The sequence below is a fragment of the Ancylobacter lacus genome, from assembly GCF_018390635.1.
Taxonomy (GTDB): domain Bacteria; phylum Pseudomonadota; class Alphaproteobacteria; order Rhizobiales; family Xanthobacteraceae; genus Ancylobacter; species Ancylobacter lacus.
In genome coordinates, this window is record NZ_JAHBGE010000057.1 from 96,938 (window position 1) to 123,269 (window position 26,332).

Here is a 26,332-nt window from a genome sequence, read left to right on the forward strand (position 1 = left end):
CGGGAGTAATTGGCCGGGGTGAAACCTGCGCCGCATGCACCCGAAAGGCGCAAAGCCAGAGTGCCGATCTCGTTTCCAGTCACCGTATGGAAGCCTGCGCGGTCTGAGAATCAGAACCGAAACGGTGCAGACAAAGATTTCCGGGAGGATGCGGAATGTCCGCAGTAGCACAGATCATTGATAACAGCGTCGAAGCTGACACCCAGGACCTTACCGATGGCTTCCATCTGGTCATCGACGCCCTGAAACTGAACGGCATCGACACGATCTACGGTGTGCCGGGCATTCCGATCACCGACCTCGGCCGCATGGCGCAGGCCGAAGGCATCCGCGTCATCTCGTTCCGCCATGAGCAGAACGCCGGCAATGCCGCCGCGATCGCAGGCTTCCTCACCAAGAAGCCGGGCATCTGTCTCACCGTTTCCGCGCCGGGCTTCCTCAACGGCCTGACCGCGCTGGCCAACGCCACCACCAACTGCTTCCCGATGATCCTCATCTCCGGCTCGTCCGAACGTGAGATCGTCGACCTGCAGCAGGGCGATTACGAGGAGATGGACCAGCTCGCCATCGCCAAGCCGCTCTGCAAGGCCGCCTTCCGCGTGCTGCACGCCGCCGATATCGGCATCGGCGTCGCCCGCGCCATCCGCGCCGCGGTGTCCGGGCGTCCGGGCGGCGTCTATCTCGACCTGCCCGCCAAGCTGTTCTCCCAGGTGATGGACGCCGACGCCGGCGCGAAGTCGCTGGTGAAGGTCATCGATCCGGCCCCGGCCCAGCTCCCCGCCCCCGCCGCGGTGAAACGTGCGCTGGACCTGCTGAAGGACGCCAAGCGCCCGCTTATCGTGCTCGGCAAGGGCGCGGCCTACGCCCAGGCCGATGACGAGATCCGCGACCTCGTCGAGAAGAGCGGCATTCCCTTCCTGCCGATGAGCATGGCCAAGGGCCTGCTGCCCGACACCCACCCGCAGTCGGCCGGCGCGGCCCGCTCGCTGGTGCTGAAGGATGCCGACGTCGTCGTCCTGATCGGCGCGCGCCTCAACTGGCTGCTGTCGCACGGCAAGGGCAAGACCTGGGGCGAGCCCGGCTCCAAGAAGTTCATCCAGATCGACATCGAGCCCCGTGAGATGGACTCGAACGTCGAGATCGCCGCGCCGCTGGTCGGCGACATCGGCTCCTGCGTCTCCGCCCTGCTCGAGGGCGTCAGCGCCGGCGACTGGCCGGCCCCGCCGGCCGAGTGGGTCAGCACCGTCAATTCCCGCAAGGAAGCCAACATCGCCAAGATGGCGCCGCGGCTCCTGAAGAACTCCACCCCGATGGACTTCCACAGCGCCCTCGGCGCGCTGCGCACCATCATCAAGGAGCGCCCGGAAACCATTCTGGTGAACGAGGGCGCCAACACCCTCGACCTCGCCCGCGGCATCATCGACATGTACCAGCCGCGCAAGCGGCTCGACGTCGGCACCTGGGGCGTGATGGGCATCGGCATGGGCTTTGCCATCGCCGCGGCGGTCGAGACCGGCAAGCCGGTGCTGGCGGTCGAGGGCGACAGCGCCTTCGGCTTCTCCGGCATGGAAGTTGAGACCGTCTGCCGCTACAACCTGCCGGTCTGTGTCGTCGTGTTCAACAACAACGGCATCTATCGCGGCACCGACTCCGACCCGCACGGCCGTGATCCCGGCACGACGGTGTTCGTGAAGGACTCCCGCTACGACAAGATGATGGAGGCCTTCGGCGGCGTCGGCGTCAACGTCACGACCCCGCACGAGCTGAGCCGCGCGGTCAACGCCGCGCTCGACTCCGGCCGCCCGACCCTCATCAACGCGGTGATCGATCCGGAAGCGGGCAGCGAGAGCGGCAACATCGGCAGCCTCAACCCGCAGAGCGTGGTGAAGAAGAAGTAAGCCATCGTCGATCGGAAGCCGTGACGCTTCCCACACGATGCCGGCCCATCAAGAGGCCAGCGGGTGTGGGGCGGGCGCCACGGCTCCGGGAACCTCTTCCCGTTCGGCGAGCGCGGCGCCGGCGGGGCCCACGGTTCCACGATGGTCACGGCCGGGGCTTCCGGGCCCCGGAAAAAGCGAACGGAACCGTGCGGGCGGGGAGCCACTCCCCGTCCGCACAACCTTATGAAAAACGATGATAAAACGGCGATCAACGCCGATTTCCACTTCGAGAGGAAACCCATGGCGAAGGCACTCGACGGCGTCCGCGTCCTAGATTTTACCCATGTTCAGTCCGGCCCCACCTGCACGCAGCTGCTTGCCTGGTTCGGCGCCGATGTCATCAAGGTGGAGCGTCCCGGCGAGGGTGACGTGACCCGCGCCCAGCTGCGCGACATCCCCAACGCCGACAGCCTCTATTTCACGATGCTGAACTCGAACAAGCGTTCGATCACGCTCGACACCAAGAACGCGCAGGGCAAGAAGGTCCTTGAGGAGCTGGTGAAGAGCTGCGACGTGATGGTGGAGAACTTCGCCCCCGGCGCGCTCGACCGCATGGGCTTCACCTGGGAACGCATCCAGGAGCTCAACCCGCGCATCATCCTCGCCTCGGTGAAGGGGTTCGGCCCCGGCCCGTTCGAGGACTGCAAGGTCTATGAGAACGTCGCCCAGTGCACCGGCGGCTCGGCCTCGACCACCGGCTTCCGCGACGGGCTGCCGCTCGTCACCGGCGCCCAGATCGGCGATTCCGGCACCGGCCTTCACCTCGCCCTCGGCATCGTCACCGCGCTGTACCAGCGCACGCTGACCGGTCGCGGCCAGAAGGTGCTGTGCGCGATGCAGGATTCGGTGCTGAACCTGTGCCGCGTGAAGCTGCGCGACCAGCAGCGGCTGGAGCGTGGCCCGCTGCGCGAATACAGCCAGTATGGCGAGGGCGTGCCGTTCGGCGACAGCGTCCCGCGCGCCGGCAACGATTCCGGCGGCGGCCAGCCCGGCCGCATCCTGAAGTGCAAGGGCTGGGAGCACGACCCCAACGCCTACATCTACTTCATCACCCAGGCGCCGGTCTGGGAGAAGATCTGCGACGTCATCGGCGAGCCGACCTGGAAGACCGATCCCGGCTATGCCACCCCGGCCGCGCGCCTTCCCCATCTCAACGAGATCTTCACCCGCATCGAGGCGTGGACCATGGCCCACACCAAGTTCGAGGCGATGGAGATCCTCAACAAATACGACATCCCCTGCGGCCCGATCCTGTCGATGAAGGAAATCGCCGAGGACCGCTCGCTCTACGCCACGGGCACGCTGGTCGAGGTGGACCATCCGGTGCGGGGCACCTATCTCACCGTCGGCAACCCCATCAAGCTGTCGGACAACGACGTGCCGGTGGAGCGCTCGCCGCTGCTCGGCGAGCACACGGAAGAGGTGCTGGCGAGCGTGCTCGGGCTCGGCGATGCCGAGATCGAGGCGATCCGGGCGTCCGGCGCCATCGGCACGCCGGTTCGTCAGGCGGCCGAATAACCATGGGACCCGGCCCGCTCGCGGGCCGGCGTCGGGACGGCTCCGGTCTGAACAGGCCGGCGCCCGAGACATCGGGACGGGACGGCATCACGCCGCCCTGTCCCAGCACTGCCGCAAGGCAGCGCGACTGTCGGAGGACGTGACAGCCATGACGTCCTGTGGGTCCGGTCTGCCATGGGTGCCGTTTCGGGATGGAACGGCGGCACCCTGGCTGGCGTGGAGACGGCGCGGCGGATGCCACGGCGGCTTCACGTCATCACGTTCGGGCCTGCGGTCCTGGTAGGTGAAGTGCCATGCGCGTGCCGGTCGACCTTAGCCAACTCGTCGCCTCGCTGGGGGATGCCGTGGTGGTGTCCGACCTGAAGGGCGACATCGTGCTCTGGAATCCCGCGGCCGAGCGCATCTTCGGCTTCACGGAAGCCGAGGCGCTGGGCCAGTCGCTGGACCTGATCATCCCCGAGCGGCAGCGGCCGCGCCACTGGCAGGGGTATGAGCAGACCATGCGGAGCGGGACGACACGCTACGGCGAAGCCGTCCTGCGGGTGCCCGCGCTGCACAAGGAGGGACACACGCTCTCCATCGCCTTCACCGTCGCCCTGCTTCACGCGGAGGACGGGTCGGTCAACGCCATCGTCGCGCTCGTGCGGGACGAAACGGCGCGCTGGAACGAGGAGCGGGACCTGCGCCGGCGGCTGCGGGAACTCGAGACGAAAGCGGGGTGACCGGCTTTCACGTGCCTTCCACCCGGTGATACGGGTGGCTTATCGCTTCCGGGTCGCGCGGAACAAGACTAAAGGCCCGGATCCACGATTGAACGTTCAAAAGGGAAATCGACTAAGATGACTAAGCCGCTTGAAGGTATAAAGATCATCGATTTCACGCATGTGCAGGCAGGCCCCGCCTGCACGCAGCTTCTGGCGTGGTTCGGCGCCGACGTCATCAAGGTTGAGCGTCCCGGCGCGGGTGACGTCACCCGCTCGCAGCTCCGCCATGTGAAGGACGCGGACGCGCTGTACTTCACCATGCTGAACTCCAACAAGCGTTCGCTGACGCTCGACACCAAGACCCCGCAGGGCAAGGAAGTCCTGACCAAGCTCATCAAAGAGTCGGACGTCATGGTGGAGAACTTCGGCCCCGGCGCGCTCGACCGCATGGGCTTCACCTGGCAGTACATCCAGGAGCTCAACCCGGGCATGATCCTCGCCTCGGTGAAGGGCTTCTCCGACGGCCACCACTATGAAGACCTGAAGGTGTACGAGAACGTCGCGCAGTGCGCCGGCGGCGCCGCCTCCACCACCGGCTTCTGGGATGGCCCGCCGACCGTTTCCGCCGCCGCGCTCGGCGACTCCAACACCGGCATGCACCTCGCCATCGGCATCCTGACCGCGCTGCACCAGAAGAACCGCACCGGCAAGGGCCAGAAGGTCGCCGTGTCGATGCAGGATTCGGTGCTGAACCTCTGCCGCGTGAAGCTGCGCGACCAGCAGCGCCTCGACGCCCTCGGCTATCTCGAGGAGTACCCGCAGTACCCGCACGGCGAGTTCTCGGACGTGGTTCCGCGCGGCGGCAACGCCGGCGGCGGCGGCCAGCCCGGCTGGGTGCTGAAGTGCAAGGGCTGGGAGACCGATCCCAACGCCTATATCTACTTCACCATCCAGGGCCACGCCTGGGCGCCGATCTGCAAGGCGCTGGGCAAGCCGGAGTGGATCGACGACCCGGCCTACAACACCGCCGAAGCCCGCCAGGACAAGATCTTCGACATCTTCGCCTTCATCGAGAGCTGGCTCGCCGACAAGACGAAGTTCGAGGCCGTCGACATCCTGCGCAAGTTCGACATCCCCTGCGCCCCGGTGCTGTCGATGAAGGAGATCGCCAACGACCCGTCGCTGCGCAAGAGCGGCACCGTGGTCGAGGTGGATCACCCCAAGCTCGGCAAGTACCTGACCGTCGGCAGCCCGATCAAGTTCTCGGACCTGACCGTCGAGGTGACCGCCTCCCCGCTGCTCGGCCAGCACACCAACGAAGTGCTCGCCGACCTCGGCTACTCCCAGGAAGAGATCGCCGCCCTGCACGACGCCAAGGCGGTCTGATCGACCTTCCCACCGACCGGAGGGCGGCATCGCCGCCCTCCGTACTCTTGACGGACCGGCCAACCTGACGCCGGCGCCGCCGGCGCTCCGCTCACAGGCCGGAGTAGCGGGTGGTGAGCTTGCGGGCGACCTCGCGCACCTGCGCACCCAGCTCGGCGATCCGCTCCGGCGGCATCCGCACCACCGGCGCGGAGATCGACACCGCCCCGATCGGCTCCTTCCACTCGTCCAGAATCGCCGCCGCCACGCAGCGCATGCCCAGCGTGTGCTCCTCATCGTCGATGGAAAAGCCGCGTTCGCCGATCACGGCAAGGTCGGCCTGCAGCGCGCGGCGGCTGACATGGGTGTGGTCGGTGTAGCGGGCGAGCTGGTCGCCGCCGAGCCAGTCGCGCCGCGCTTCCGGCGACATGACGGAGAGGATGGCCTTGCCGCTGCCCGAAGCGTGGATCGGCAGCCGGGCGCCGATGCGGAAGAAGGCCCGCACCGCGGCGTGGCTTTCCACCTGCGCGACGCAGATGAGCTCCGGCCCGTCGATCATGGCGAGGTTGACCGTCTCGTTCACCGCGAAGGACAGCTCGCGAATGGTGGCCCTGCCGATCTCCGGCAGCCGGCGGTTGCGCAGATAGGCCGAGCCGATGCGGAACAGCCCGAGCCCGACCAGCCAGTGGCCGGTCTCGGCATCATGGCCGACGAGCCCCCGCCGTTCCAGTGTCGTCAGCAGGCGATGGACGGTCGAGGTCGGCAGTTCCGCCCGCCGCGCCACTTCCGACAGCGTCACGCCATCCGCCGCGGCGAGCACCTCCAGCAGCGCGATGGCGCGGTCGAGCGACTGCACCTCGCCGCCCGTCTCGGCGCCGGCGGCCGCGTTCGAGGGGCGGCCCCGGCGGCGCGTCGTCGTCACGGCATCGCTCATTCGTTCCTCGCGCAGCAGGTTGATGCGGGTTTGGCTTCGGTCACCGGCGGGACGGCCCGGGCGTTCCCCCCGGGGCCGGACACGTCGCCAACGATCCATTCGGCTCTCCCTTAGCATAAAGCCGCAAGCGCCGCTTTTTCGCAAATCAGAAATCAATTCCATATTGCGGAAATCAGAAGCTCATGGCATCTTCCGCCCGACTTCGGAAGGATCCGAGGGCTCCCCTGCCGCACGGCACGCGACCGACGGGCCGCACCCGGACGGGGGAACGGGACCGGCGCCGCGCGGCGCCTTCCGGGAACCCTCCCGCCGGACCGCTCGCGGTCCCACCGAAGCCGGGATTTATGCCAGCGCGCCAGCCGGTCCGGTCGTCGACGCCTCCCGTGGCGAAACCGCCACAACCGATGCCCGGGCCCGACAACAAGCGCGAGGAGGAGGACTGTCCATGGCGAAAATGCGTGCCGTCGATGCTGCTATCCGGGTTCTCGAAAAGGAAGGCGTGACGACCGCCTTCGGCGTGCCCGGCGCCGCGATCAATCCGCTCTATTCCGCGATGCGCGCCTACGGCAAGACGCGCCATATCCTGGCGCGCCACGTGGAAGCCGCCTCGCACATGGCCGAGGGCTATACCCGCGCCAAGGCCGGCAATATCGGCGTGTGCATCGGCACCTCCGGCCCCGCCGGCACCGACATGATCACCGGCCTGTATTCGGCCTCGGCGGATTCGATTCCGATCCTGTGCATCACCGGCCAGGCGCCGCGCGCCCGCCTCTACAAGGAAGATTTCCAGGCCGTCGACATCGAATCGATCGCCAAGCCGGTTGCCAAGTGGGCGGTCATGGTCCGCGAGCCGGCGCTGGTGCCGATGGTGTTCCAGCAAGCCTTCCACGTCATGCGCTCCGGCCGCCCCGGCCCGGTTCTCATCGATCTGCCGATCGACGTGCAGCTCGCCGAGATCGAGTTCGACGAGGACACCTACGAGCCGCTCGCGGTCTACAAGCCGAAGGCGACCCGCAAGCAGGCCGAAAAGGCCATCGCGATGCTGAACGAGGCGGAGCGTCCGCTCATCGTCTCGGGCGGCGGCGTCATCAATGCCGACTGCGCCGACCTTCTGGTCGAGTTCGCCGAGCTGACCGGCGTGCCGGTCATTCCGACCCTCATGGGCTGGGGCACGATCCCCGACGACCATGACCTGATGGCCGGCATGTGCGGCCTGCAGACCTCGCACCGCTATGGCAACGCCACCCTGCTGGCCTCCGATTTCGTGTTCGGCATCGGCAACCGCTGGGCCAACCGTCACACCGGCTCGGTCGACGTCTACACCAAGGGCCGCAAGTTCATCCATGTCGACATCGAGCCGACCCAGATCGGCCGGGTGTTCGGCCCCGATCTCGGCATCGTCTCGGACGCCAAGGCCGCGCTCGAGCTGTTCCTCGAGGTTGCCCGCGAGTACAAGGCCGCCGGCAAGCTGAAGGACCCCTCGGCCTGGGCCGCCGAGTGTCTGGCGCGCAAGAAGACCATGCTGCGCAAGAGCCACTTCGACAACGTGCCCCTCAAGCCGCAGCGCGTCTATGAGGAGATGAACGAGGCGTTCGGCCGCAAGACCCGCTACGTCTCCACCATCGGCCTCAGCCAGATCGCCGGCGCGCAGTTCCTGAAGGTCTACGAGCCCCGCAACTGGATCAACTGCGGCCAGGCCGGCCCGCTCGGCTGGACGCTGCCGGCCGCGCTGGGCGTGCGCGCCGCCGATCCCGATGCCGAAATCGTGGCGCTGTCGGGCGACTACGACTTCCAGTTCCTCATCGAGGAGCTGGCGGTGGGCGCCCAGCACAAGCTGCCCTACCTGCATGTGGTGGTGAACAACTCCTATCTCGGGCTGATCCGTCAGGCGCAGCGCGGCTTCAACATGGACTTCGAGGTCTCGCTCGCCTTCGACAACATCAACGCCGAGGAAAATGCCGGCTACGGCGTCGACCATGTCGCGGTTGCCGAGGGCCTCGGCTGCAAGGCGGTGCGGGTGTCCTCGCCGAACGAGTTCAAGGACGCCTTCAACCGCGCCAAGGAGCTCATGAAGGAGCACCAGGTGCCGGTGGTGATGGAGTTCATCCTCGAGCGCGTCACCAACATCGCGATGGGCGCCGAGATCGACGCCGTCAACGAATTCGAGGAGGTTCTCGACCTGCCCCTCGACAGCATCGCCGAGAAGGCCTGATCCTGCCGCGCGACGCCGCCCAGCCGTGGGCGGCGTCTTCGTCCTGCGCCCGCGCCGCGTCCCGTGGCCCGGCGCCGTCGCCTGCCATGTCGTTTCAGGAGCGGTCCATGCCCCGTTTTGCCGCCAATCTCACCATGCTCTTCAATGAGGTGCCCTTCCTCGATCGCTTCGAGAAGGCCGCCGCCGCCGGCTTCACCGGCGTGGAATATCTCTTCCCCTATGACTTTCCGGTCGAGGAGCTGGTCTCCCGGCTGAAGCAGTTCGGCCTCAGCCAGGTGCTGCACAACCTGCCGGCCGGAAACTGGGGCGCGGGCGAGCGCGGCATCGCCATCCTTCCCGATCGTGTCGAGGAATTCCGCGCCGGTGTGGACAAGGCGATCGCCTACGCCACCGCCCTCGGCTGCCCCCAGGTCAACATCCTCGCCGGCATCGCCCCGGCCGGCGCCGACCGCGCGGTGCTGCACCAGACCTTTGTCGAGAATCTCAAGTTCGCCGCGCCCAAGATCAAGGATGCCGGGCTGAAGCTGCTGATCGAGCCGATCAACACCCGCGACATCCCCGGCTTCTTCCTCAACTACACGAAGCAGGCCAAGGCGATCATCGAAGAGGTCGGCTCCGACAACCTCTTCATCCAGTACGACATCTACCACATGCAGATCATGGAGGGCGATCTCGCCCGCACCATCGAGGCCAACCTGCCCCAGATCGCGCATGTCCAGCTCGCCGACAATCCCGGCCGCAACGAGCCCGGCACCGGCGAAATCAACTACGCCTTCCTGTTCCGGCACCTCGACGCCATCGGCTATAGCGGCTGGGTTGGCTGCGAGTACAAGCCGAAGGGGGAAACCGGCGCCGGCCTCGGCTGGCTCAAGACCCTTACCGCGTGACGGCACGCCACCAAGAAACCTGTTTGGGAACACGAGGAATCGAGATGAAGGTCGGATTTGTTGGTCTCGGGATCATGGGCGCGCCGATGGCGGGACACCTGATCGACGCGGGGCATGAGCTTTATCTGTTCGACATCAAGCCGGTGCCGGCGGAGCTGACGGGCAAGGGCGGCGTCGCCTGCGCGACCGGCACCGAGGTGGCCAAGAACGCCGACATCATCATCACCATGGTGCCGGACACCCCCCATGTCGCGGCCGCGCTGTTCGGTGAGAACGGCGTCGCGGCGGGTCTGACGCCGGGCAAGATCGTGGTCGACATGAGCTCGATCGCGCCGGTGGAGACGAAGGAATTCGCCAAGAAGATCAACGAGCTCGGCTGCGACTATCTCGACGCCCCGGTCTCCGGCGGCGAGGTGGGCGCGAAAGCCGCCTCGCTCACCATCATGGTGGGTGGCCCGGAAGCGGCCTTCGAGACGGTGAAGCCGCTGTTCGAGAAGATGGGCAAGAACATCACGCTCGTGGGCGGCAATGGCGACGGCCAGACCACCAAGGTGGCGAACCAGATCATCGTGGCGCTGAACATCCTCGCCGTCGGCGAGGCGCTGCTGTTCGCCTCGAAGGCGGGCGCGGACCCGGCCAAGGTGCGCCAGGCGCTGATGGGCGGCTTCGCCAACTCCCGCATCCTCGAGGTGCATGGCGAGCGCATGGTGAAGCGCACCTTCAACCCCGGCTTCCGCATCGAGCTGCACCAGAAGGACCTGAACCTGGCGCTGAGCGGGGCCCGGCAGATGCAGATGTCGCTGCCCTCCACGGCACTGGCGCAGCAGCTGTTCTCCTCGGTGGCCGCCCATGGCGGCGCCGCGCTCGACCACTCGGCGCTCGTCAAGGCGCTCGAGCTTCTTGCCAACCACACCGTCGCCCCCGACGCGTGAGGCCGGCGGCCGCCGGCCTCGCGAAAAGGGGCCGGCGCGACGGCGAACGACCTGACCAACCGACCCTGCCGGGCGCCTGTCCCGGCGGGGTCATTCCGCATCTCGCGTGTAAAGCCTGTCGAGATTCGGCCAGAAGATTGACAGCGCTTTACGCTGCACTGCGATGAACCCCGCGTATCGGCGGCGCCGGAGCGCCGGCCGTGGCAGTCATGTGACGTCATCGCGATACAATTGTTCAGCCTATACGGCGTGGACATGCGTCAACTTTGCCCACATAACTTGACGCCGTGGCCTTGCGCGCGACATTCCGGCTCGGACAACCATCCAAACGCGCGACGTAATATCACGCCGGCCTGTTTGCGCTTGACTAGGGCGGATTTCTGCCCATCATGGCATACAAAATACCAAACAAAGTGGTCCGTCATACTCAGGGGGTCGACGGACCCAGGAGGGAGCCTCATGAAGGTCTGCATTTATGGTGCCGGCGCGATCGGCGGTTATGTCGGCGTCCAGCTCAAGCGGGCGGGCGTCGATGTCAGTCTCGTGGCCCGCGGCGCGCATCTCGAAGCCATGAAGGCGAACGGGCTGAAGCTGCTCATCGACGGCGAGGAGCATGTCGAGCACATTCCCTGCTCCAGCAACCCGGCCGACCTCGGCCCGCAGGACTACGTCATCGTCGCGCTGAAGGGGCACCAGGTGCCGAGCGTGGTCGACGCGATGCAGCCCCTGCTCGGCAACGACACCGCCGTCGTCACCGCCGTGAACGGCGTGCCCTACTGGTACTACTACAAGCATGGCGACCAGCTTGAGGGTAAGACGCTGGAAAGCGTCGATCCCGGCGCGAAGCAGTGGAACGGGCTGCGCCCCGAGCGCGCCATTGGCTGCATCGTCTACCCCGCGACCGAGGTGGTCGAGCCGGGCGTGATCAAGCACGTCTATGGCGACAAGTTCCCGCTCGGCGAGCCGTCCGGCGAGATCACCGAGCGCGTCACCAAGCTGTCCGAGGCCTTTGCCGCCGGCGGCCTGCGCGCGCCGGTGCTGCCCAACATCCGTGACGAGCTGTGGCTGAAGCTGTGGGGCAACCTCTGCTTCAACCCGATCAGCGCCCTCACCCACGCCACCCTTGACGTGATCGCCTCCGATCCCGGCACCCGCGCCGTCGCCAAGGCGATGATGCTGGAGGCCCAGGAGATCGCGGTGCAGTCCGGCGTGAACTTCCGGGTCGGCGTCGAGCGCCGCATCGACGGCGCGGGCGCGGTCGGCGCGCACAAGACCTCGATGCTGCAGGACCTCGAGCGCAGCCGCGCCATGGAGATCGACCCGCTGGTGACGGTGGTTCAGGAAATGGGCCGCCTCGCCGGCATCCCCACCCCCACCATCGACATCGTCCTGTCTCTGGTGCGCCAGCGCGCCCAGATCGCCGGCTGCTACAACTGAGATCGCATCACATGGCGCATTGGGTCCGCTTCAAGCGCGCGGGCGTTGCCGAATTCGGCACGCTCGACGGCGCGACCATTTCCGTGCATTCCGGCGACATGTTCGGCGCGGCGCAGCCCACGGGTGAAACCGTGGCGCTCGCCGATGTCGAGCTGCTCGCCCCCACCGAGCCGACCAAGATCATCGCGCTGTGGAACAATTTCCACGCCCTGGCGGCGAAACTGAACTCGCCGGTCCCGGCAGATCCGCTCTATCTGCTGAAGGCCGGCTCCTGTGTGACCACGCCCGGCGCCACCGTGCGCCGGCCCGTCTCCTATGACGGGAAGATCGTGTATGAGGGCGAGCTCGGCATCGTCATCGGCAAGGCCGCCACCAACGTGTCCGAGGAAGACGCCACCGCGCACATCTTCGGCTACACCTGCGTGAACGACATCACCGCCGCGGACATCATCAACAAGGACGCCACCTTCGCCCAGTGGGTCCGCGCCAAGAGCTTCGACGGCTTCGGACCGTTCGGCCCGGCGATCGCCACCGACGTCGATCCCGCGACCCTGGTGGTGCGCACCGTGCTGAATGGCGACGAGCGCCAGCGCTACCCCATCAGCGACATGGTGTTCTCCCCCGCCCAGCTCGTCAGCCGCATCTCGCACGACATGACGCTGCTGCCGGGTGATGTCATCTGCTGCGGCACCTCGCTGGGCGTCGGCACCATGAAGGCGCCGAGCAACGCGGTCGACATCGTCATCGACGGCATCGGAACGCTCAGCAACACTTTCGTGCAGTAGCGCCAGCGCCGGCCGCCGGGCTAAAAGGGGCGGCGCGCTGAATGGAACATGGTGCGTCGCGCGGCGCGGGACTTGCTTGTCCTCGCGGTCGCCGGCGTCGGAGGAGCGGGTTGAATGAATATCCATGAATACCAGGCCAAGGGAGTGCTCCGCGAGTTCGGGGTTCCCGTGCCGAACGGCGTCGCCGTTCTGACCGCCGACGAGGCGGAAGCCGCCGCGGCCAAGATTCCCGGCCCGGTATGGGTCGTGAAAAGCCAGATCCACGCCGGCGGGCGCGGCAAGGGCAAGTTCAAGGAAGCCGAAGCGGGCGAGAAGGGCGGCGTGCGCGTCGTCAAGTCCGCCGCCGACGCGGCCGAGAACGCCAAGCTCATCCTCGGCAAGACGCTGGTGACCATCCAGACCGGCCCGGCCGGCAAGCAGGTCAACCGCGTCTATATCGAGGAAGGCTCGGAGATCGAGAAGGAGTTCTACCTCTCCGCGCTGGTCGACCGCGCCACCTCGCGTGTCGCCTTCGTCGTCTCGACGGAAGGCGGCATGGACATCGAGGAAGTCGCGCACTCCACGCCCGAGAAGATCCACACCTTCGCCGTCGACCCGGCGACCGGGGTGATGCCCCATCACGGCCGCACCGTCGCCGAGGCGCTGGGCCTCTCCGGCGACCTCGCCAAGCAGGCCGGCTCGCTGGTCGCCAAGCTCTACGCCGCCTTCACCGCGAAGGACATGGCGATGCTGGAGATCAACCCGCTGGTGGTGACCAAGGGCGGCGAGCTGAAGTGCCTCGACGCGAAGATCTCCTTCGATTCCAACTCGCTCTACCGCCACCCCGAGATCCTCGCCCTGCGCGACGAGACCGAGGAAGACGAGAAGGAGATCGAGGCGTCGAAGTACGACCTCGCCTATATCGCGCTTGACGGCACCATCGGCTGCATGGTCAACGGCGCCGGCCTCGCCATGGCGACGCTCGACATCATCAAGCTCTACGGCGAATCCCCCGCCAACTTCCTCGACGTCGGCGGCGGCGCCACCGAGGAGAAGGTGACGGCGGCCTTCAAGATCATCACCGCGGACCCGCAGGTGAAGGGCATCCTCGTCAACATCTTCGGCGGCATCATGAAGTGCGACGTCATCGCGCGCGGCGTGCTCGCCGCGGTGAAGGCGGTCGGGCTGCAGGTTCCGCTGGTGGTGCGCCTCGAGGGCACCAATGTCGAGGAAGGCAAGAAGATCATCCGCGAGAGCGGACTGAACGTCATTCCGGCGGACGATCTCGACGACGCCGCGCAGAAGATCGTCAAGGCCGTGAAGGAGGGCGTGTGATGTCGGTTCTGATCAATAAAGGCACCCGGATCATCACCCAGGGTTTCACCGGCAAGAACGGCACCTTCCACTCCGAGCAGGCGATCGCCTATGGCTCGAACGTGGTCGGCGGCACCTCGCCCGGCAAGGGCGGCTCGACCCATCTCGGCCTTCCGGTGTTCGACACCGTGGCGGAAGCCCGGGAGAAGACCGGCGCCGACGCCTCGGTGATCTATGTTCCGCCGCCGGGCGCGGCCGACGCCATCTGCGAGGCGATCGCCGCCGAGATTCCGCTCATCGTCTGCATCACCGAGGGCATTCCGGTGCTCGACATGGTGAAGGTGAAGCGCGCCCTGGACGGCTCCAAGTCGCGTCTGGTCGGGCCGAACTGCCCCGGCATCGTCACCGCCGGCGAGTCGAAGATCGGCATCATGCCGACCAACATTTTCAGCCGCGGCTCGGTGGGCGTGGTGTCGCGCTCGGGCACCCTCACCTATGAGGCGGTGTTCCAGACCACCCAGGAAGGCCTCGGCCAGACCACCGCGGTCGGCATCGGCGGCGATCCGGTGAAGGGCACCGAGTTCATCGACGTGCTGGAGATGTTCCTGGCGGACGACGCCACCGAGTCGATCGTGATGATCGGCGAGATCGGCGGCTCGGCCGAGGAAGATGCCGCGCAGTTCCTGCTCGACGAGGCCAAGCGCGGCCGCAAGAAGCCCACCGTCGGCTTCATCGCCGGCCGCACCGCGCCTCCCGGCCGCCGCATGGGCCATGCCGGCGCCATCATCTCCGGGGGCAAGGGCGGCGCCGAGGACAAGATCGAGGCGATGCGCGCTGCCGGCATCTCGGTCTCGCCCTCCCCGGCCCGCCTCGGCAAGACCCTGATCGAGCTGCTGCAGGGCAAGGCCGCGGCCTGATCCTGCGCACCCGCGCCGATCCCTAGACACCCCGCGCCACCCGGCGCGGGGTGTTTTGATTCAGGCGTGCCGCTTCATCGCTGCCAGGGACGGGAGACAGGCTCCCTCGCTGCGATGCAGCATTTCAGATCGGGAACGTCTCGGGCGGCAGGGCGAAGCTTTCCATGTCGCTCAGCGTATGGACGATGATCATCGTCATCCACGCGTGTGCGACGATCAGCGCCGGCAGAACGGGAAAAACAGACTGGATCATGGTGATATTCCGGATGTAGCTTGCTATTGCGGCGCAGCATACCGGAATGCCGCCTTTCTGGTATACGATATACCTGATACCAGCCCTGCGCAGAGCGCATGCCCTCCGAAGGCCCACGGCGACGGGGTTCTTTCACATCGGAACGCACGAGAGCGAACCCGCCCGATGCAGATCGGGCAGGCGCAACAGCCTCATCCCGCCATCCGGCGGGGCGGGCTTAAGTCTCAGGGAGCCGGCGCGGGCGCGGGCGCGGCTGCGCCGTCGGCGGGCTGGCCGGCCGGCCGGGAGGTCTGCTGAGGAATCGGCAGGCCCCAGGCACTGAAGGCTTCGCGGAAGGCGGAATCCCCGGTCGGCCCCTTCTCCAGCGCCAGAATGCCCCGGCGGCCATTGCTGAACACCAGCGGAATATCGAGCCAGTTGCGGGTGATGAGCAGGGCGAGGTTGCGCTGCCGCTCATTGTTCAGCGCGGAAAGGCCGACAAGGAAGAAGCCCGGCGTCACCCGCACCGCGAGGCCGGTGAGCGGCACGCCCTGCGCGCCCTCCGTCGGCTTGGCCCGCACGCCGGGCACATTCGCGACGGTGCCCAGGTCGAAGTCAGCGGGAAGATCGAAGCGCAGCTCGATGATGTGCGACGCCGGCAGGGTCTGGTCCTGGTTGCGGCGCAGGTTCATGTCGACCTTGATTTGCCGGTCGGGAATTTCCACCACCGCACGGATGCCGATATCGGGACCGTTGCCGTTGCCGGCATCGAAGCTTTCGGTCGACCACACCACCGTGCCGACAAACTGCTGGAGCCCCTGCTGGCCGCCGCCGGCGTTCTCCTCAAACAGCACCGCCCGCTGGGCGTTGACCGGGATCGGGGTCGACGTGCTGCGCACCACGGGCGCCGCCGCCGGCTGCGCCGCCGCCGGGGCGGGGGTCTCTGCGGCGGCTTCCGGGGCCGGGGCGGCCGGCGACTGGCTGACCCGGTCGGTGGATTTTGCCGGCGCCTGACCCTCGGCCGCCTGATCGTGAGAGGGGGCCGGGGCGGGAGCAACCGCCTGCGAGGTTCCGCTCCGAAGATCGCCGATCCAGCCGATCACCTTCTCGCGCTGGCTGAAGCCAAGGGCGACGCCGCCACCGAGAAGCGCGAGGACGAGCAGCACCACCACCAGCCGGCCCCAGCGGCGGGGCTGCGCCGGCGCCACGTCGGGCTCCGTCACTTCCCAGTCGAGTTCCGGCCGCCCGACCCGGGCCTCGGCATCGAGGCTCTCCATGTCGAAGCCGTCGCGCGGCTCCGGCTCGAGCGAAGGCGGATCGGCGAAAACGAGATCGGGCTGATAGCCCTGGCGACCGTCGCGCAGGTCCGGGAAGGCATCGTCGGCCGGCCGCGCTTCGGCGACCGGCTCGCGCGACGTCGCCGTGGCGCGGCGCAGCAGGCCACCGAGCGGCAGAGACCGACCGCCTGAAGCAGGCCGCTCCGCCGGGGCCGCCGGCGGCTCGACGTTCCGGGCCAGCGGCGGCATGGAAGGCGCCGGCGAGGGGGCGGCCGTGGGTGCCGTCACCGTGAAGGGGGGCGGCGGCACCGCCACCGGGGGCACGTTGGCCGGCTCATCGGTGGCCACGGCCGACGACGGGAGATCGACGGGCGGCGCGCCCGCGCCCGGCCAGGCGGCCGCCGGTGCATCCACCACGGGCGCTTCGACGCGGGGCGGTTCGAGACGCAAGGCCTCGTCGCGGCGGCCGTCGAGCGTCGGCTCCGCACGCGGCGTGTTCACCCGCACGGCATTGCCGCGCGACCAGAACGGCACGCGCGGCGCCGGGGCGGCAGAAATCGGCGCGTCAGGAATCGGCGCGGCAGGCGTCGGTTCGGCCACGGCCGGTTCCGGCTGCTCCGAAGCGGCGGCCGGAACTTCGGCGGGCGGAGCGTCGGGCACGGCGGGTTCGACAATGCCGGGCTCCGCCGCCACGGGGGCGGGCACGTCGGGCGGCGGCAGGTCGGCCGGGGGCACATCGGCGGCCACAGGCGGGCGGGCCGGCCGTTCCACAGGCCGCACGTCCACAGGCGCGGGCGCCGGCTCGGGCGGGCGCGCGAGCGGCGCGCGAACCGGGTCAGCCGCCTCGCGCGGCGGGGCGGCAAGCGTCGCCGGCAGCTCCAGCCGTACCCGCTCGGCAAAGGAGCGCGGTGCCGGACGCTCCGGCAGCCGGTCGCCGATCCGCGACGGTGCAGCCGCAGGCGGCGGCGCGGCGGAGGTCGGCGGCGCAACCGGGGGCGGCGGCGTCACCGTAAAGGAGGGCGGCGGCTCCGGCGGCGGCACGATATCGGCGAAGGGATCGTCCGACCCCAGATACTCCAGCTCGATGCGGCTGATGGCGACCTCAAGCGCGGACCGCTCGCGCTCGATGTCGACTTCCGGCAGCGGGGGCTCGACACCGCGCAATTGGGCGAGCAGCGCCCGGCGGGCCCGCTCATAAACGTTGCCGCGGGACCGCGCGGTGTTTGCGGGCAGACCGGCAACGGCTCGCGCCAGCAACGGATAATAGTCAGCCATCTCGCTTCGGGATCACCAGGCACCGGAGGCAAAACGCCCCCGGAACCTCAAGGTTCGAATGGGTTCTGCACGAGGATGGTGTCGGCGCGCTCCGGACTGGTGGAGAGGAGCGCGACGGGGCAACCGATCAGTTCCTCGATACGGCGGACATATTTCACGGCCTCGGCCGGCAGGTCGACCCAGGAACGGGCACCGGCGGTGGAGCCGGACCAGCCTTCGATCGTCTCGTAGATGGGCTCGACCTCAGCCTGTGCGTCCTGGCCGGCGGGGAAATAGTCGATCTCCTCGTTCCCCAGCCGGTAGCGGGTGCACACCTTGAGGCTCTCCAGCCCATCCAGCACATCAAGCTTGGTCAGGGCTATCCCGGTGATGCCGGAGGTGCGCACGGTCTGGCGCACCAGCACGGCGTCGAACCAGCCGCAGCGGCGGGGCCGCCCGGTCACGGTGCCAAATTCGTGGCCGCGCTCGCCGATCGTGCGGCCGATCTCGTCGCTGAGCTCGGTCGGGAAGGGACCCTCGCCGACGCGGGTGGTGTAGGCCTTGGTGATGCCCAGCACATAGTCGATGGCGTTGGGACCGAGGCCCGAGCCGGTCGCCGCCTGCGCCGCCACCGTGTTGGAGGAGGTGACGAAGGGATAGGTGCCGTGGTCGACGTCGAGCAGCGCGCCCTGCGCGCCCTCGTACAGGATCTTCTCGCCCCGGCGGCGGGCGTCGTCCAGCAGCGCCCAGGTGCGGTCCATATAGGGCAGAACCTTCGGCGCCAGCGCCAGCAGCTCCTCGCGCAGCGCAATCGCGTCGACCGGGTCGATGCCGAGGCCACGGCGCAGCGCATTGTGATGCGTCAGCAGCCGGTCGATCTTGCCGTCGAGGCTGGCGGGGTGGGACAGGTCGACGAGGCGGATGGCGCGGCGGCCAACCTTGTCCTCATAGGCCGGACCGATGCCGCGCTTGGTGGTGCCGATCTTGGTGCCCACGGCGGCGGCATTCTCGCGGATCGCGTCGAGCTCGCGGTGCAGCGGCAGGATGAGGGCGACGGTCTCGGCCACGCGCAGCCGCTCCGGCGAGACGTCGATGCCCTGCGCCGAAATCCGCGCGATCTCGTCGATCAGCGCCTGCGGGTCCAGCACCACGCCATTGCCGATGACCGAGAGCTTCGCGCCGCGCACGAGGCCGGAGGGCAGCAGCGACAGCTTGTAGGTGACATTGCCGACGACCAGCGTATGCCCGGCATTATGGCCGCCCTGGAAACGGACGACGACATCCGCCTGCTCGCTGAGCCAGTCGACGATCTTGCCTTTTCCCTCGTCGCCCCACTGGGAACCGACGACGACCACATTCGCCACGAGCACCGCTCCTGATATGCCATGCACCCGCCGGCATCCCGTGGGGGACGATCCGACGCAGAAGAAACCCCGGCGAAGCTATCCACCGGGGGCTGCCACCTCTTAAGGGATCGTTACAGGCGAGGCAAGAAAACTCCGGCCGCGGCCACAGGGTCCGGCCGCCATGCGACGTTTGCACGCCCCGGGCAGGGCCGGGCACGCGGAGCCGGCACGGCGCGGGTCGCGCAACCCCCGGGGCCAGACCGGCAGGCTCCCGCCGGAGCCGCAGCACAGTCCTTCCATTCCCGCACGGCGCGTCGTCTTGCGGGGCGGGCCGGATTGCCCGACATCTGACGCAGCCAGTCTTCGGGAGTCCGCCATGACCGTTTCCGCCGCCGCCACCCTGCCGCTGCTGCCGGACGCGCTGCGCCTCGGCGCCGTCCGCCTGCGGGTGCGCGAGGGCGAGCGCTCGCTCGCCTTCTACCGCGACATCGTCGGGCTGACGCCGCAGCCGGCGAAGGGCGACGGGCTGTTCCGGCTCGGTACCGGCGGCGAAACGCTGATCGAGCTGGAGGTGGTGCCCGGCGCTCCGCCCCGCCCCCCGCACACCACCGGCCTGTTTCATGTCGCCATACTGGTGCCCGACCGGGCGGCCCTCGCCATCGTGCTGCGCCGGCTGATCGAGCGCGGCGTGCCGATCGGCGCCTCGGACCATCTCGTCAGCGAGGCGCTCTATCTCGACGATCCCGACGGCAACGGCATCGAGATCTACCGCGACCGGCCCCGCAGCGAGTGGCGGTGGAACGGCGGCACCGTCGCCATGGCGACCGAGCAGCTCGACGGGCGCGGCGTGATGTCGGCCCTGCCGCTGGGCGTGGCGGTGGAAACCCCGATGCCGGCCGGGACCGTCGTCGGCCATGTCCATCTTCAGGTCGGCAATCTGGAGGCGGCCCGCCGGTTCTACGTCGACACGCTGGGTCTTGCGATCACGACGGCGTCCTATCCCGGCGCGCTGTTCGTTTCCGCCGGCGGCTATCACCATCATCTCGGGCTCAATGTCTGGCGCAGCCGCGGCGCCGGGCCGGCCGCGGCGGGCTCGACCGGCCTCGTGCATTACGAGATGCGGCTGCCGACGCCGGCCGATGTCGCGGCGGTGGCGGCGCGGCTGACGGCGGCGGGGGCGCCCGTGGAGCCGGTGCCCGGCGGCATCGCGACCGCCGACACGTGGGGAACGACCGTGCGGGTGCTGGCGGGGTGAGGCCCACGGGCAGGCGGGTTCCCGCTTGAGTTGATGCAGCCGTCCGGTACCTTCGCACGTGGCGGAGGTGCGATGGACTGGCTGGAAAAACTGGTGGATCTGGGCCTTGGCGGGCTGCCCGGCGCGGCGCTGGCGGTTGTACCTGCGGATGTCAAGGCACGCTGGCGGGACCGGCTGGCGCTCCACGATCCGCTGCGGCAGGTTTCCGCCAATCACGACCTGCTGCGCGCCACGCGGCTGGCCTGGACCACGGCGGCCAACGACATTCTCGTCGTCGTCCGGCGCGATCTGACGACGCCGGACCGGCGGCTTGAAGCCCTCCGCTCCGAAGGCACCCTTGCGGCGATCGCCGCGGCGCTGCGCGAGGTCCGGCGCGAGGCTCTGGAGCGCGACCGGGTTCCCGGTGCCTCGCCGATCGACCGGCATGTCGAGAGCATCGTCGATGGCGTGCCGGAGCGGGTGGCGCCCGGCGCCCATGCCGGGCGGGGCGACGGGCTGACGGACGGCTTCACCGTCGTGCTCGCGGAACTCGCGAGCTGCGAGGCCGGCGCCGTTCCCGAGGACTTTCGTCATGTCGCCGAGCAGGGGCTGCCGGTGGAAGGCGGCGCACCGCGCCGCTTCGGCGAACTGGTGTTCGCCGCCTTTGCCGAGCTGATCAAGAGCCCCACCGCCTACCCGGAAGCGCGCGAAGCCTTCCACATCGCCATGGACAAGGTGGCCCGCGACCTCGCCGAGGCGACGCTGGACGCTGTGCGCGGCATCGACGCCAGGCTCGATGCGCAGCTCGCCGCGCTCGACGCGCTCACCGTGTTCCGCACGGGGGCGGAGCACCATCTGGCGCTGCTGCCGCGCATCGCCGAGGACACGGCCGCGACGCGGCAGGGCGTCGAGCGCATCGAAGGCCGTCTCGATACGATGCCGAGCCAGATCGTGGCCGAGCTGATGGCGGAACTCGACCGGCGCGGCGAAGCCAGGGCCGCCGAGCAGGCTGGCCTGCAGCGGCAGGCTGTCATCGCCCTCGCCCGGCGCAACAGCGCCAATGTCGACGATTTCGACCAGGCCCTGCGGGAACTGGAACGGGCGGTCGTCATCGCCATCGAGGCCGGCGCGACGCCCGCCCGCGCCGGCAATCTCGACGCGTTCGTCGGGCAGGAGCTGGCACGGGTGGCCGAACTCTCCAATGCCGGCCGGTTCGACGACGCCGCCGCCGAAGCCGAGCGTGCCATTGCGCGCTGGGAACGCGAGGAAGAGGAGCGCCGCAAGCGCGCGCTGGCGGACGGGCTGGCCCTGCTCGAGGCCGGCATCCGGCAGGACCTGCTGCGCCGCGACGCCCAGGCCGCCGCCGCCAAGATCGCGCGTCGGGTGGAGCTTGAGGTGGCGGATCGCGCGGGGTTGTTCCAGCGGCTACGCGCGGTGGGGGGCGAATGGTTTGTGTGGGGGCGCGACGGGGGGCTGAATCTCGATCTTGAGGTGTCCATAGAGCTCGCGCGCATCGCCTTCGAAGTGGCCGGCGACGCCGACGAGCGGGGCGTGGGGTTGAACGAGCTTGGCACTGCGCTCAGCATCCTTGGCGAGCGCGAAACCGGCACGGAACGTCTCGTCGAGGCCATCGTCACCTATCGCGCCGCGCTGGAGGAATTCACCCGCGAGCGCGTGCCACTCGACTGGGCGGCAACGCAGAACAATCTCGGCAATGCATACCGCCTTCTCGGCGAGCGCGAGACCGGCACGGAACGTCTCGAACAGGCAATCGTCGCCTATCGCGCCGCGCTGGAGGAACGGACGTGCGAGCGCGTGCCACTCGACTGGGCGATGACGCAGACCAATCTCGGCGCTGCGCTCTCTGCCCTCGGCAAGCGCGAAACCGGCACGGAAAGTCTCGAACAGGCCATCACCGCCTATCGCGCCGCGCTGGAGGAATGGACGCGCGAGCGCGTGCCATTCCAATGGGCGACGGCGCAGAACAATCTCGGCAACGCGCTCTCTGACATCGGGGAGCGAGAGGCCGGCACGGAACGTCTCGAACAGGCCATAGCCGCCTATCGCGCCGCGCTGGAGGAACGTACCCGCGAGCGCGTGCCGCTCGACTGGGCGATGACGCAGAACAATCTCGGCAATGCGCTATCGATCCTCGGCGAACGCGAGGACAGTACTGAACGTCTGGAACAGGCCGTCGCCGCCTGTCGCGCCGCGCTGGAGGAGTGGACCCAGGAGCGTATGCCACTCAAATGGGCGATGACGCAAAATAATCTCGGCGCTGCGCTCCGAGCTCTCGGCGAGCGCGAGACCGGCACGGAACGCCTCAAGCAGGCCCTCGCCGCCTATCGCGCCGCGCTGGAGGAATGGACGCGCGAGCGCGTGCCACTCGATTGGGCGATGACGCAACACAATCTCGGCAATGCGCTTCGGGTCCTCGGCGAGCGCGAGGCCGGCGCGGAACGTCTCGAACAGGCCCTCGCCGCCTATCGCGCCGCGTTAGAGGAGCGCACTCCCGACCGCGTGCCGCTTGATTGGGCGGTGAGCATCGGCAATCAGGGACGAACCATGGTGAAGCTTGCCGGGCGCACCGGCGACGCCGCCATGGCGGCTGACGCACTGTCGCAGATCGAGGCGGCCCATGCCCTGTGCCGCAACGTCGGCCACGACCCCTATGCCGATGTTTTTGCCTTCTATCTCCCCGAAGCCCGCGCCCTTGTCGAACGCCTCGGCCTGCGCCCCTCGGCCGATTGACCCCGGCGGCCGGGGCGCCTAGACCCTGTGGCCGCGCGTCCTGCGCGGCTCCGGTCTTTCGCATGCCCATGTTCCGCCGCCTGCTCGACGCTCCCTATGTGCTGCTGACTCTGGTGCCGCTGCTCTGGGCCGGCAACATCGTGCTGGGGCGGCACGTCGCGGGGCAGGTGCCGCCGGTGGCGCTGGCGTGGTTCCGCTGGACGCTGGCCTTCCTCATCCTGCTGCCCTTCGCCTGGCGCTACCTCAGGCAGGACTGGCCGGTGATCCGCCGCAACATGGGCGTGCTCACCCTGCTCTCGCTGTCGGGCATCACGCTCTACAACACGCTCTATTACTGGGCGCTGCAGACCAGCCCGGCGCTGAACGGGCTGCTGATGGCCTCCGTCGCGCCGCTGCTGATCGCCGCCTGGGCCTTCGTGCTGCTGGGCGAGCGGCTCTCGCTCGGCCAGAGCGCGGGCATCCTGCTGTCGCTGGTGGGGGTGCTGGTCATATTGTGCCGCGGCGATCTCTCGGTGCTGACCGGCATCGCCTTCCACACCGGCGACATCTGGTTCTTCGTCGCCATGGTGCTCTATGCCTTCTATTCCGCGCTGCTGGCGAAGCGCCCGGCGATGAGCCGGCTCGGCTTCCTCGCCTTTTCGCTCGGCTGGGGCGCGGCGCTGCTGACGCCGGCCTTCGTGTGGGAGCGGATCGCCGGCCCGCCGCTGCATTTCAACGCGCTGACGCTGGCCTCCTTCGCCTATGTCTCGGTGTTCGCCTCGGTGCTGGCCTATCTCTTCTTCAACCGGGGCGTCGAGATCGTGGGGCCGAACCGGGCGGCGCCGTTCTTCCACCTGCTGCCGGTGTTCGGCTCGGCCCTCGCCATCCTGCTGCTGGGCGAGGCGCCGCATCTCTACCACGCGGTGGGGTATGCACTGGTGCTGGCAGGCGTGGCGGCGGCCACCTTCTTCGGGCGGCGGCGCCGCGCGGTCACCCCAGCTCGAAGCTCGTGACGCCGTAGAGCCGGGCAAGGTCCACCGGCCGGATCGGGCCGGCATACATCCGCGCCGTCTCGAACACCGGTTCAAGCCCCGCCGCCTCGGCGAGGCGGCGGGCGGCGGCATTGGGCTCCGGCACGTCGAAGAACAGCTCGCCCTCCCCCGCCACCGCCGCCAGATGGGCAAAGAGCCGTTCGGCCGCGCCCTCCGCCTCCGCCACCAGCGGACCGATCTTGAAGCCGGTGCGCGCCGGCCGCACCACGCCCCAGCCGCTCAGCCGGCCGTCGCGGAGAAGGGCAAACCCCTGATGGCCGGGCGCCGTGGTCCACGCCCGCAGGAAGGCCTCGCGCGGGGCGGGAAACACGGCGGCATCGCTCGCCGCCAGCGCGGCGAACGGCACCTGCGCGAGAGGCACCACGCCCTCCCCGGCCGCAGGGGCGACACGCGGCCGCCCGCCATAGCGGATGTTGCGGTGGGAGAAGACGAAACCGTCGCGGGCGTAGTTCGCCTGCTGCGCCAGCACCCCGTCGAGGCCGATGGTGCGGCCGGCGGCGTGGGCCCGCCCCGCCTGCCACAACCGCCAGCCGAAACCGCGCCCGCGCAGGTCCGGCCGCACGATGTAGAAGCCGAGAAAGGCGAAGGTATCGTCGTAATTCACAACGGAGAGCGTCGCCGCGGGCTCTCCCTGCCATTCCGCCACAAGGAAGCCGCGAGGATCGGCGACGGCGAAGCAGGCGGCGTCGGCGAGACCGGGGTTCCACCCCTCCGCGGCCGCCCATTCCACCGCCAGAGGGATCTCCTCCGGCATCATGTGCCGGATCTTCAGGGCTTCGGTCATGATTTCACCCGCGAATCGGAAGGCCGGAGACCCCCATGCTGCGCGACCTCGTGCTCGGGATCATGATGAACCTGGCGGTCATGATGGTCCATGTGGGAACCACCGTGCTGCTGATGATGATCCACGACCACTACCAGCCCAACCCCGCCAAGCGGCTGCCCCACGCCAAGCACGTGCTGCTCATGATGGGCTCGGTCACGCTGCTGCTGGTGGCGCATCTGTTTGAGGTCGGGCTGTGGGCGATGGTCTACCGGCTGCTCGGCCTCGTCTCGAACGGGCCGGACGCCTACTACTCCGCGTTCATGACCTACACGACCCTCGGCCTCGGCCACGCCGTGGAGCTGGAGCATGCCCGGCTGGTGGAGCCGCTGACGGCGGCCAGCGGCATCATGATGTTCGGCTGGACCACCGCGATCCTCATCAACGTGCTCCAGCGCGGCGGCAAGCAGCGCTGAACCCGTGCGGACGCAGGGCATGCGGCAGGGCCGCCCGCATGCCCCGCGCTCACGCCGGCCGGTGGTGGGCGTGCCAGTGGCGGGCGATGTCAATGCGCCGCGTCACCCACACCCGGTCGTGGCGGGCGATGTGGTCGAGGAAGCGTTCCAGCGCCACGATGCGCCCCGGCCGGCCGACGAGCCGGCAATGCAGCCCGATGTTCAACATCTTCGGCGCCTCGGCCCCTTCCGCGTACAGCGCGTCGAAGCTGTCGCGCAGATAGGTGAAGAACGGGTCGCCCGAATTGAATCCCGCCGGAATGGCGAAGCGCATGTCGTTGCTGTCAAGCGTGTAGGGAATGGTGAGGTGCGGCCCGTGCGGACCCGCGATCCAGTAGGGCAGGTCGTCGGCATAGGCATCGGAATCATAGAGGAAGCCGCCCTCCTCCATCACGATCCGGCGGGAATGCTCCGAGGTGCGCCCGGTGTACCAGCCGAGCGGGCGCTCCCCCGTGACCTCGGCGTGCAGGCGCATCGCCGCCTCGAAATGGGCCTTCTCCGCCTCATAGGTGAAGTCGCGATAGTCGATCCATTTCAGCCCGTGGCTGGCGATCTCCCAGCCGGCCTCCTTCATCGCCGCCACCGCCTCGGGGTTGCGGGCGAGCGCGGTGGCGACGCCATAGACGGTGAGCGGCAGGTTGCGGCGGGTGAACAGCCGCCACAGCCGCCAGAAGCCGGCACGGGCGCCGTATTCGTAGATCGACTCCATGTTCATGTGGCGCTGGCCGGGCCAGGGCTGCGCGCCGACGATCTCCGAGAGAAACGCTTCCGAGGCGGCGTCGCCATGCAGGACGCAGTTCTCCCCGCCCTCCTCGTAGTTCATCACGAACTGCACCGCGATGCGGGCGCCGCCCGGCCATTTCGGGTCCGGCGGGGTGCGGCCATAGCCGACGAGATCGCGGGGATAGCTGGAATCGAACGAGAACATGAGACGGCCACCAGGCGGAAGCGCGACGCGGCGCGGAGAACGCAAACTGTAGCCACCACAGCTCCAAAACGGAACTT

At 68.6% G+C, this 26,332-nt stretch carries 21 protein-coding genes; 15 read left to right on the plus strand and 6 right to left on the minus strand.

Translation table 11 applies throughout. The features are described from left to right. The first annotated feature begins 155 nt into the window (after nt 1-155). From oxc to frc (KHC27_RS14355), 4 genes are all read left to right on the plus strand, one after another. Nucleotides 156-1,898 carry an oxalyl-CoA decarboxylase gene (gene oxc / locus KHC27_RS14340; RefSeq protein ID WP_213340058.1) on the plus strand — a complete coding sequence of 581 codons (1,743 nt, stop codon included), beginning with the start codon at nt 156-158 and terminating at the stop codon, nt 1,896-1,898. A gap of 282 nt (nt 1,899-2,180) precedes the next feature. Next, nucleotides 2,181-3,458, plus strand: coding sequence for a formyl-CoA transferase (gene frc / locus KHC27_RS14345; protein ID WP_213340059.1), 1,278 nt, complete (start codon nt 2,181-2,183; stop codon nt 3,456-3,458). Between the two features lie 293 nt (nt 3,459-3,751). Beyond that, complete coding sequence (locus tag KHC27_RS14350; RefSeq protein ID WP_213340060.1) at nt 3,752-4,180, plus strand: PAS domain-containing protein; 429 nt, start codon at nt 3,752-3,754, stop codon at nt 4,178-4,180. A 117-nt stretch (nt 4,181-4,297) separates the two neighbouring features. Further along, nucleotides 4,298-5,548: a formyl-CoA transferase gene (gene frc, locus KHC27_RS14355; protein WP_213340061.1), complete on the plus strand. Its 1,251-nt coding sequence runs from the start codon at nt 4,298-4,300 to the stop codon at nt 5,546-5,548. 91 nt (nt 5,549-5,639) lie between these two features. On the opposite strand, the gene KHC27_RS14360 is transcribed toward frc (KHC27_RS14355), so the two are convergent. Beyond that, entirely contained in the window at nt 5,640-6,461 is an 822-nt protein-coding gene (locus tag KHC27_RS14360; protein WP_213340062.1) for an IclR family transcriptional regulator, read from the minus strand. Nucleotides 6,462-6,906: 445 nt separating this feature from the next. Here KHC27_RS14360 and gcl point away from each other — a divergent pair, with 445 nt between their 5' ends. The 7 genes from gcl (at nt 6,907) to sucD (ending at nt 14,924) form a co-directional block, all read left to right on the plus strand. Then, nucleotides 6,907-8,673, plus strand: a complete 1,767-nt coding sequence (gene gcl, locus KHC27_RS14365; RefSeq protein WP_213340063.1) for a glyoxylate carboligase — start codon at nt 6,907-6,909, stop codon at nt 8,671-8,673. 107 nt (nt 8,674-8,780) lie between these two features. Then, on the plus strand, nt 8,781-9,560 hold the full coding sequence (gene otnI, locus KHC27_RS14370; RefSeq protein ID WP_213340064.1) for a 2-oxo-tetronate isomerase: 780 nt from the start codon (nt 8,781-8,783) through the stop codon (nt 9,558-9,560). A gap of 44 nt (nt 9,561-9,604) precedes the next feature. Further along, nucleotides 9,605-10,492 (plus strand): 2-hydroxy-3-oxopropionate reductase, encoded by an 888-nt coding sequence (locus KHC27_RS14375; protein ID WP_213340065.1) that lies wholly within the window; start codon nt 9,605-9,607, stop codon nt 10,490-10,492. 459 nt (nt 10,493-10,951) lie between these two features. Continuing rightward, nucleotides 10,952-11,929: a 2-dehydropantoate 2-reductase gene (locus KHC27_RS14380; protein WP_213340066.1), complete on the plus strand. Its 978-nt coding sequence runs from the start codon at nt 10,952-10,954 to the stop codon at nt 11,927-11,929. Nucleotides 11,930-11,940: 11 nt separating this feature from the next. Next, complete coding sequence (locus KHC27_RS14385) at nt 11,941-12,714, plus strand: fumarylacetoacetate hydrolase family protein (protein ID WP_213340067.1); 774 nt, start codon at nt 11,941-11,943, stop codon at nt 12,712-12,714. A 114-nt stretch (nt 12,715-12,828) separates the two neighbouring features. Further along, nucleotides 12,829-14,028 (plus strand): ADP-forming succinate--CoA ligase subunit beta, encoded by a 1,200-nt coding sequence (gene sucC / locus KHC27_RS14390; RefSeq protein ID WP_213340068.1) that lies wholly within the window; start codon nt 12,829-12,831, stop codon nt 14,026-14,028. Further along, nucleotides 14,028-14,924 (plus strand): succinate--CoA ligase subunit alpha, encoded by an 897-nt coding sequence (gene sucD / locus KHC27_RS14395; RefSeq protein WP_213340069.1) that lies wholly within the window; start codon nt 14,028-14,030, stop codon nt 14,922-14,924. Before sucC ends, sucD begins: the two co-directional genes overlap by 1 nt. Before the next feature lie 124 nt (nt 14,925-15,048). Here sucD and KHC27_RS21905 read toward each other — a convergent pair whose 3' ends face one another. The 3 genes from KHC27_RS21905 to KHC27_RS14405 all read right to left on the minus strand — a co-directional run bounded on the left by KHC27_RS21905 (nt 15,049) and on the right by KHC27_RS14405 (nt 19,051). After that, entirely contained in the window at nt 15,049-15,177 is a 129-nt protein-coding gene (locus tag KHC27_RS21905; RefSeq protein ID WP_281417070.1) for a hypothetical protein, read from the minus strand. Nucleotides 15,178-15,401: 224 nt separating this feature from the next. Next, nucleotides 15,402-17,708 carry a hypothetical protein gene (locus KHC27_RS14400; protein ID WP_213340070.1) on the minus strand — a complete coding sequence of 769 codons (2,307 nt, stop codon included), beginning with the start codon at nt 17,706-17,708 and terminating at the stop codon, nt 15,402-15,404. 47 nt (nt 17,709-17,755) lie between these two features. After that, nucleotides 17,756-19,051, minus strand: a complete 1,296-nt coding sequence (locus tag KHC27_RS14405) for an adenylosuccinate synthase (protein WP_213340071.1) — start codon at nt 19,049-19,051, stop codon at nt 17,756-17,758. A gap of 358 nt (nt 19,052-19,409) precedes the next feature. On the opposite strand from KHC27_RS14405, the gene KHC27_RS14410 reads away from it, so the two are divergent. The 3 genes from KHC27_RS14410 (at nt 19,410) to KHC27_RS14420 (ending at nt 24,010) form a co-directional block, all read left to right on the plus strand. After that, nucleotides 19,410-20,288: a VOC family protein gene (locus KHC27_RS14410; protein ID WP_213340072.1), complete on the plus strand. Its 879-nt coding sequence runs from the start codon at nt 19,410-19,412 to the stop codon at nt 20,286-20,288. 72 nt (nt 20,289-20,360) lie between these two features. Beyond that, on the plus strand, nt 20,361-23,018 hold the full coding sequence (locus KHC27_RS14415; RefSeq protein WP_246519943.1) for a tetratricopeptide repeat protein: 2,658 nt from the start codon (nt 20,361-20,363) through the stop codon (nt 23,016-23,018). A gap of 62 nt (nt 23,019-23,080) precedes the next feature. Next, on the plus strand, nt 23,081-24,010 hold the full coding sequence (locus KHC27_RS14420; protein WP_425514882.1) for a DMT family transporter: 930 nt from the start codon (nt 23,081-23,083) through the stop codon (nt 24,008-24,010). On the opposite strand, the gene KHC27_RS14425 is transcribed toward KHC27_RS14420, so the two are convergent. Further along, nucleotides 23,988-24,833, minus strand: coding sequence for a GNAT family N-acetyltransferase (locus tag KHC27_RS14425; RefSeq protein ID WP_213340073.1), 846 nt, complete (start codon nt 24,831-24,833; stop codon nt 23,988-23,990). The two genes, KHC27_RS14420 and KHC27_RS14425, sit on opposite strands and share 23 nt — an antisense overlap. Nucleotides 24,834-24,868: 35 nt before the next feature. Between KHC27_RS14425 and KHC27_RS14430 the strand changes: the two genes are divergently transcribed. Then, nucleotides 24,869-25,288: an ion channel gene (locus tag KHC27_RS14430; protein WP_213340074.1), complete on the plus strand. Its 420-nt coding sequence runs from the start codon at nt 24,869-24,871 to the stop codon at nt 25,286-25,288. A 49-nt stretch (nt 25,289-25,337) separates the two neighbouring features. Here KHC27_RS14430 and puuE read toward each other — a convergent pair whose 3' ends face one another. Further along, nucleotides 25,338-26,255, minus strand: a complete 918-nt coding sequence (gene puuE / locus KHC27_RS14435; RefSeq protein ID WP_213340075.1) for an allantoinase PuuE — start codon at nt 26,253-26,255, stop codon at nt 25,338-25,340. Nucleotides 26,256-26,332 lie beyond the last annotated feature (77 nt).

Coding starts and splice junctions, on each gene's coding strand:
- oxc (WP_213340058.1), top strand. CDS start 156: ATGTCCGCAGTAGCACAGATCATTGATAACAGCGTCGAAGCTGACACC.
- frc (WP_213340059.1), top strand. CDS start 2,181: ATGGCGAAGGCACTCGACGGCGTCCGCGTCCTAGATTTTACCCATGTT.
- KHC27_RS14350 (WP_213340060.1), top strand. CDS start 3,752: ATGCGCGTGCCGGTCGACCTTAGCCAACTCGTCGCCTCGCTGGGGGAT.
- frc (WP_213340061.1), top strand. CDS start 4,298: ATGACTAAGCCGCTTGAAGGTATAAAGATCATCGATTTCACGCATGTG.
- KHC27_RS14360 (WP_213340062.1), bottom strand. CDS start 6,461: ATGAGCGATGCCGTGACGACGACGCGCCGCCGGGGCCGCCCCTCGAAC.
- gcl (WP_213340063.1), top strand. CDS start 6,907: ATGGCGAAAATGCGTGCCGTCGATGCTGCTATCCGGGTTCTCGAAAAG.
- otnI (WP_213340064.1), top strand. CDS start 8,781: ATGCCCCGTTTTGCCGCCAATCTCACCATGCTCTTCAATGAGGTGCCC.
- KHC27_RS14375 (WP_213340065.1), top strand. CDS start 9,605: ATGAAGGTCGGATTTGTTGGTCTCGGGATCATGGGCGCGCCGATGGCG.
- KHC27_RS14380 (WP_213340066.1), top strand. CDS start 10,952: ATGAAGGTCTGCATTTATGGTGCCGGCGCGATCGGCGGTTATGTCGGC.
- KHC27_RS14385 (WP_213340067.1), top strand. CDS start 11,941: ATGGCGCATTGGGTCCGCTTCAAGCGCGCGGGCGTTGCCGAATTCGGC.
- sucC (WP_213340068.1), top strand. CDS start 12,829: ATGAATATCCATGAATACCAGGCCAAGGGAGTGCTCCGCGAGTTCGGG.
- sucD (WP_213340069.1), top strand. CDS start 14,028: ATGTCGGTTCTGATCAATAAAGGCACCCGGATCATCACCCAGGGTTTC.
- KHC27_RS21905 (WP_281417070.1), bottom strand. CDS start 15,177: ATGATCCAGTCTGTTTTTCCCGTTCTGCCGGCGCTGATCGTCGCACAC.
- KHC27_RS14400 (WP_213340070.1), bottom strand. CDS start 17,708: ATGGCTGACTATTATCCGTTGCTGGCGCGAGCCGTTGCCGGTCTGCCC.
- KHC27_RS14410 (WP_213340072.1), top strand. CDS start 19,410: ATGACCGTTTCCGCCGCCGCCACCCTGCCGCTGCTGCCGGACGCGCTG.
- KHC27_RS14415 (WP_246519943.1), top strand. CDS start 20,361: ATGGACTGGCTGGAAAAACTGGTGGATCTGGGCCTTGGCGGGCTGCCC.
- KHC27_RS14420 (WP_425514882.1), top strand. CDS start 23,081: ATGCCCATGTTCCGCCGCCTGCTCGACGCTCCCTATGTGCTGCTGACT.
- KHC27_RS14425 (WP_213340073.1), bottom strand. CDS start 24,833: ATGACCGAAGCCCTGAAGATCCGGCACATGATGCCGGAGGAGATCCCT.
- KHC27_RS14430 (WP_213340074.1), top strand. CDS start 24,869: ATGCTGCGCGACCTCGTGCTCGGGATCATGATGAACCTGGCGGTCATG.
- puuE (WP_213340075.1), bottom strand. CDS start 26,255: ATGTTCTCGTTCGATTCCAGCTATCCCCGCGATCTCGTCGGCTATGGC.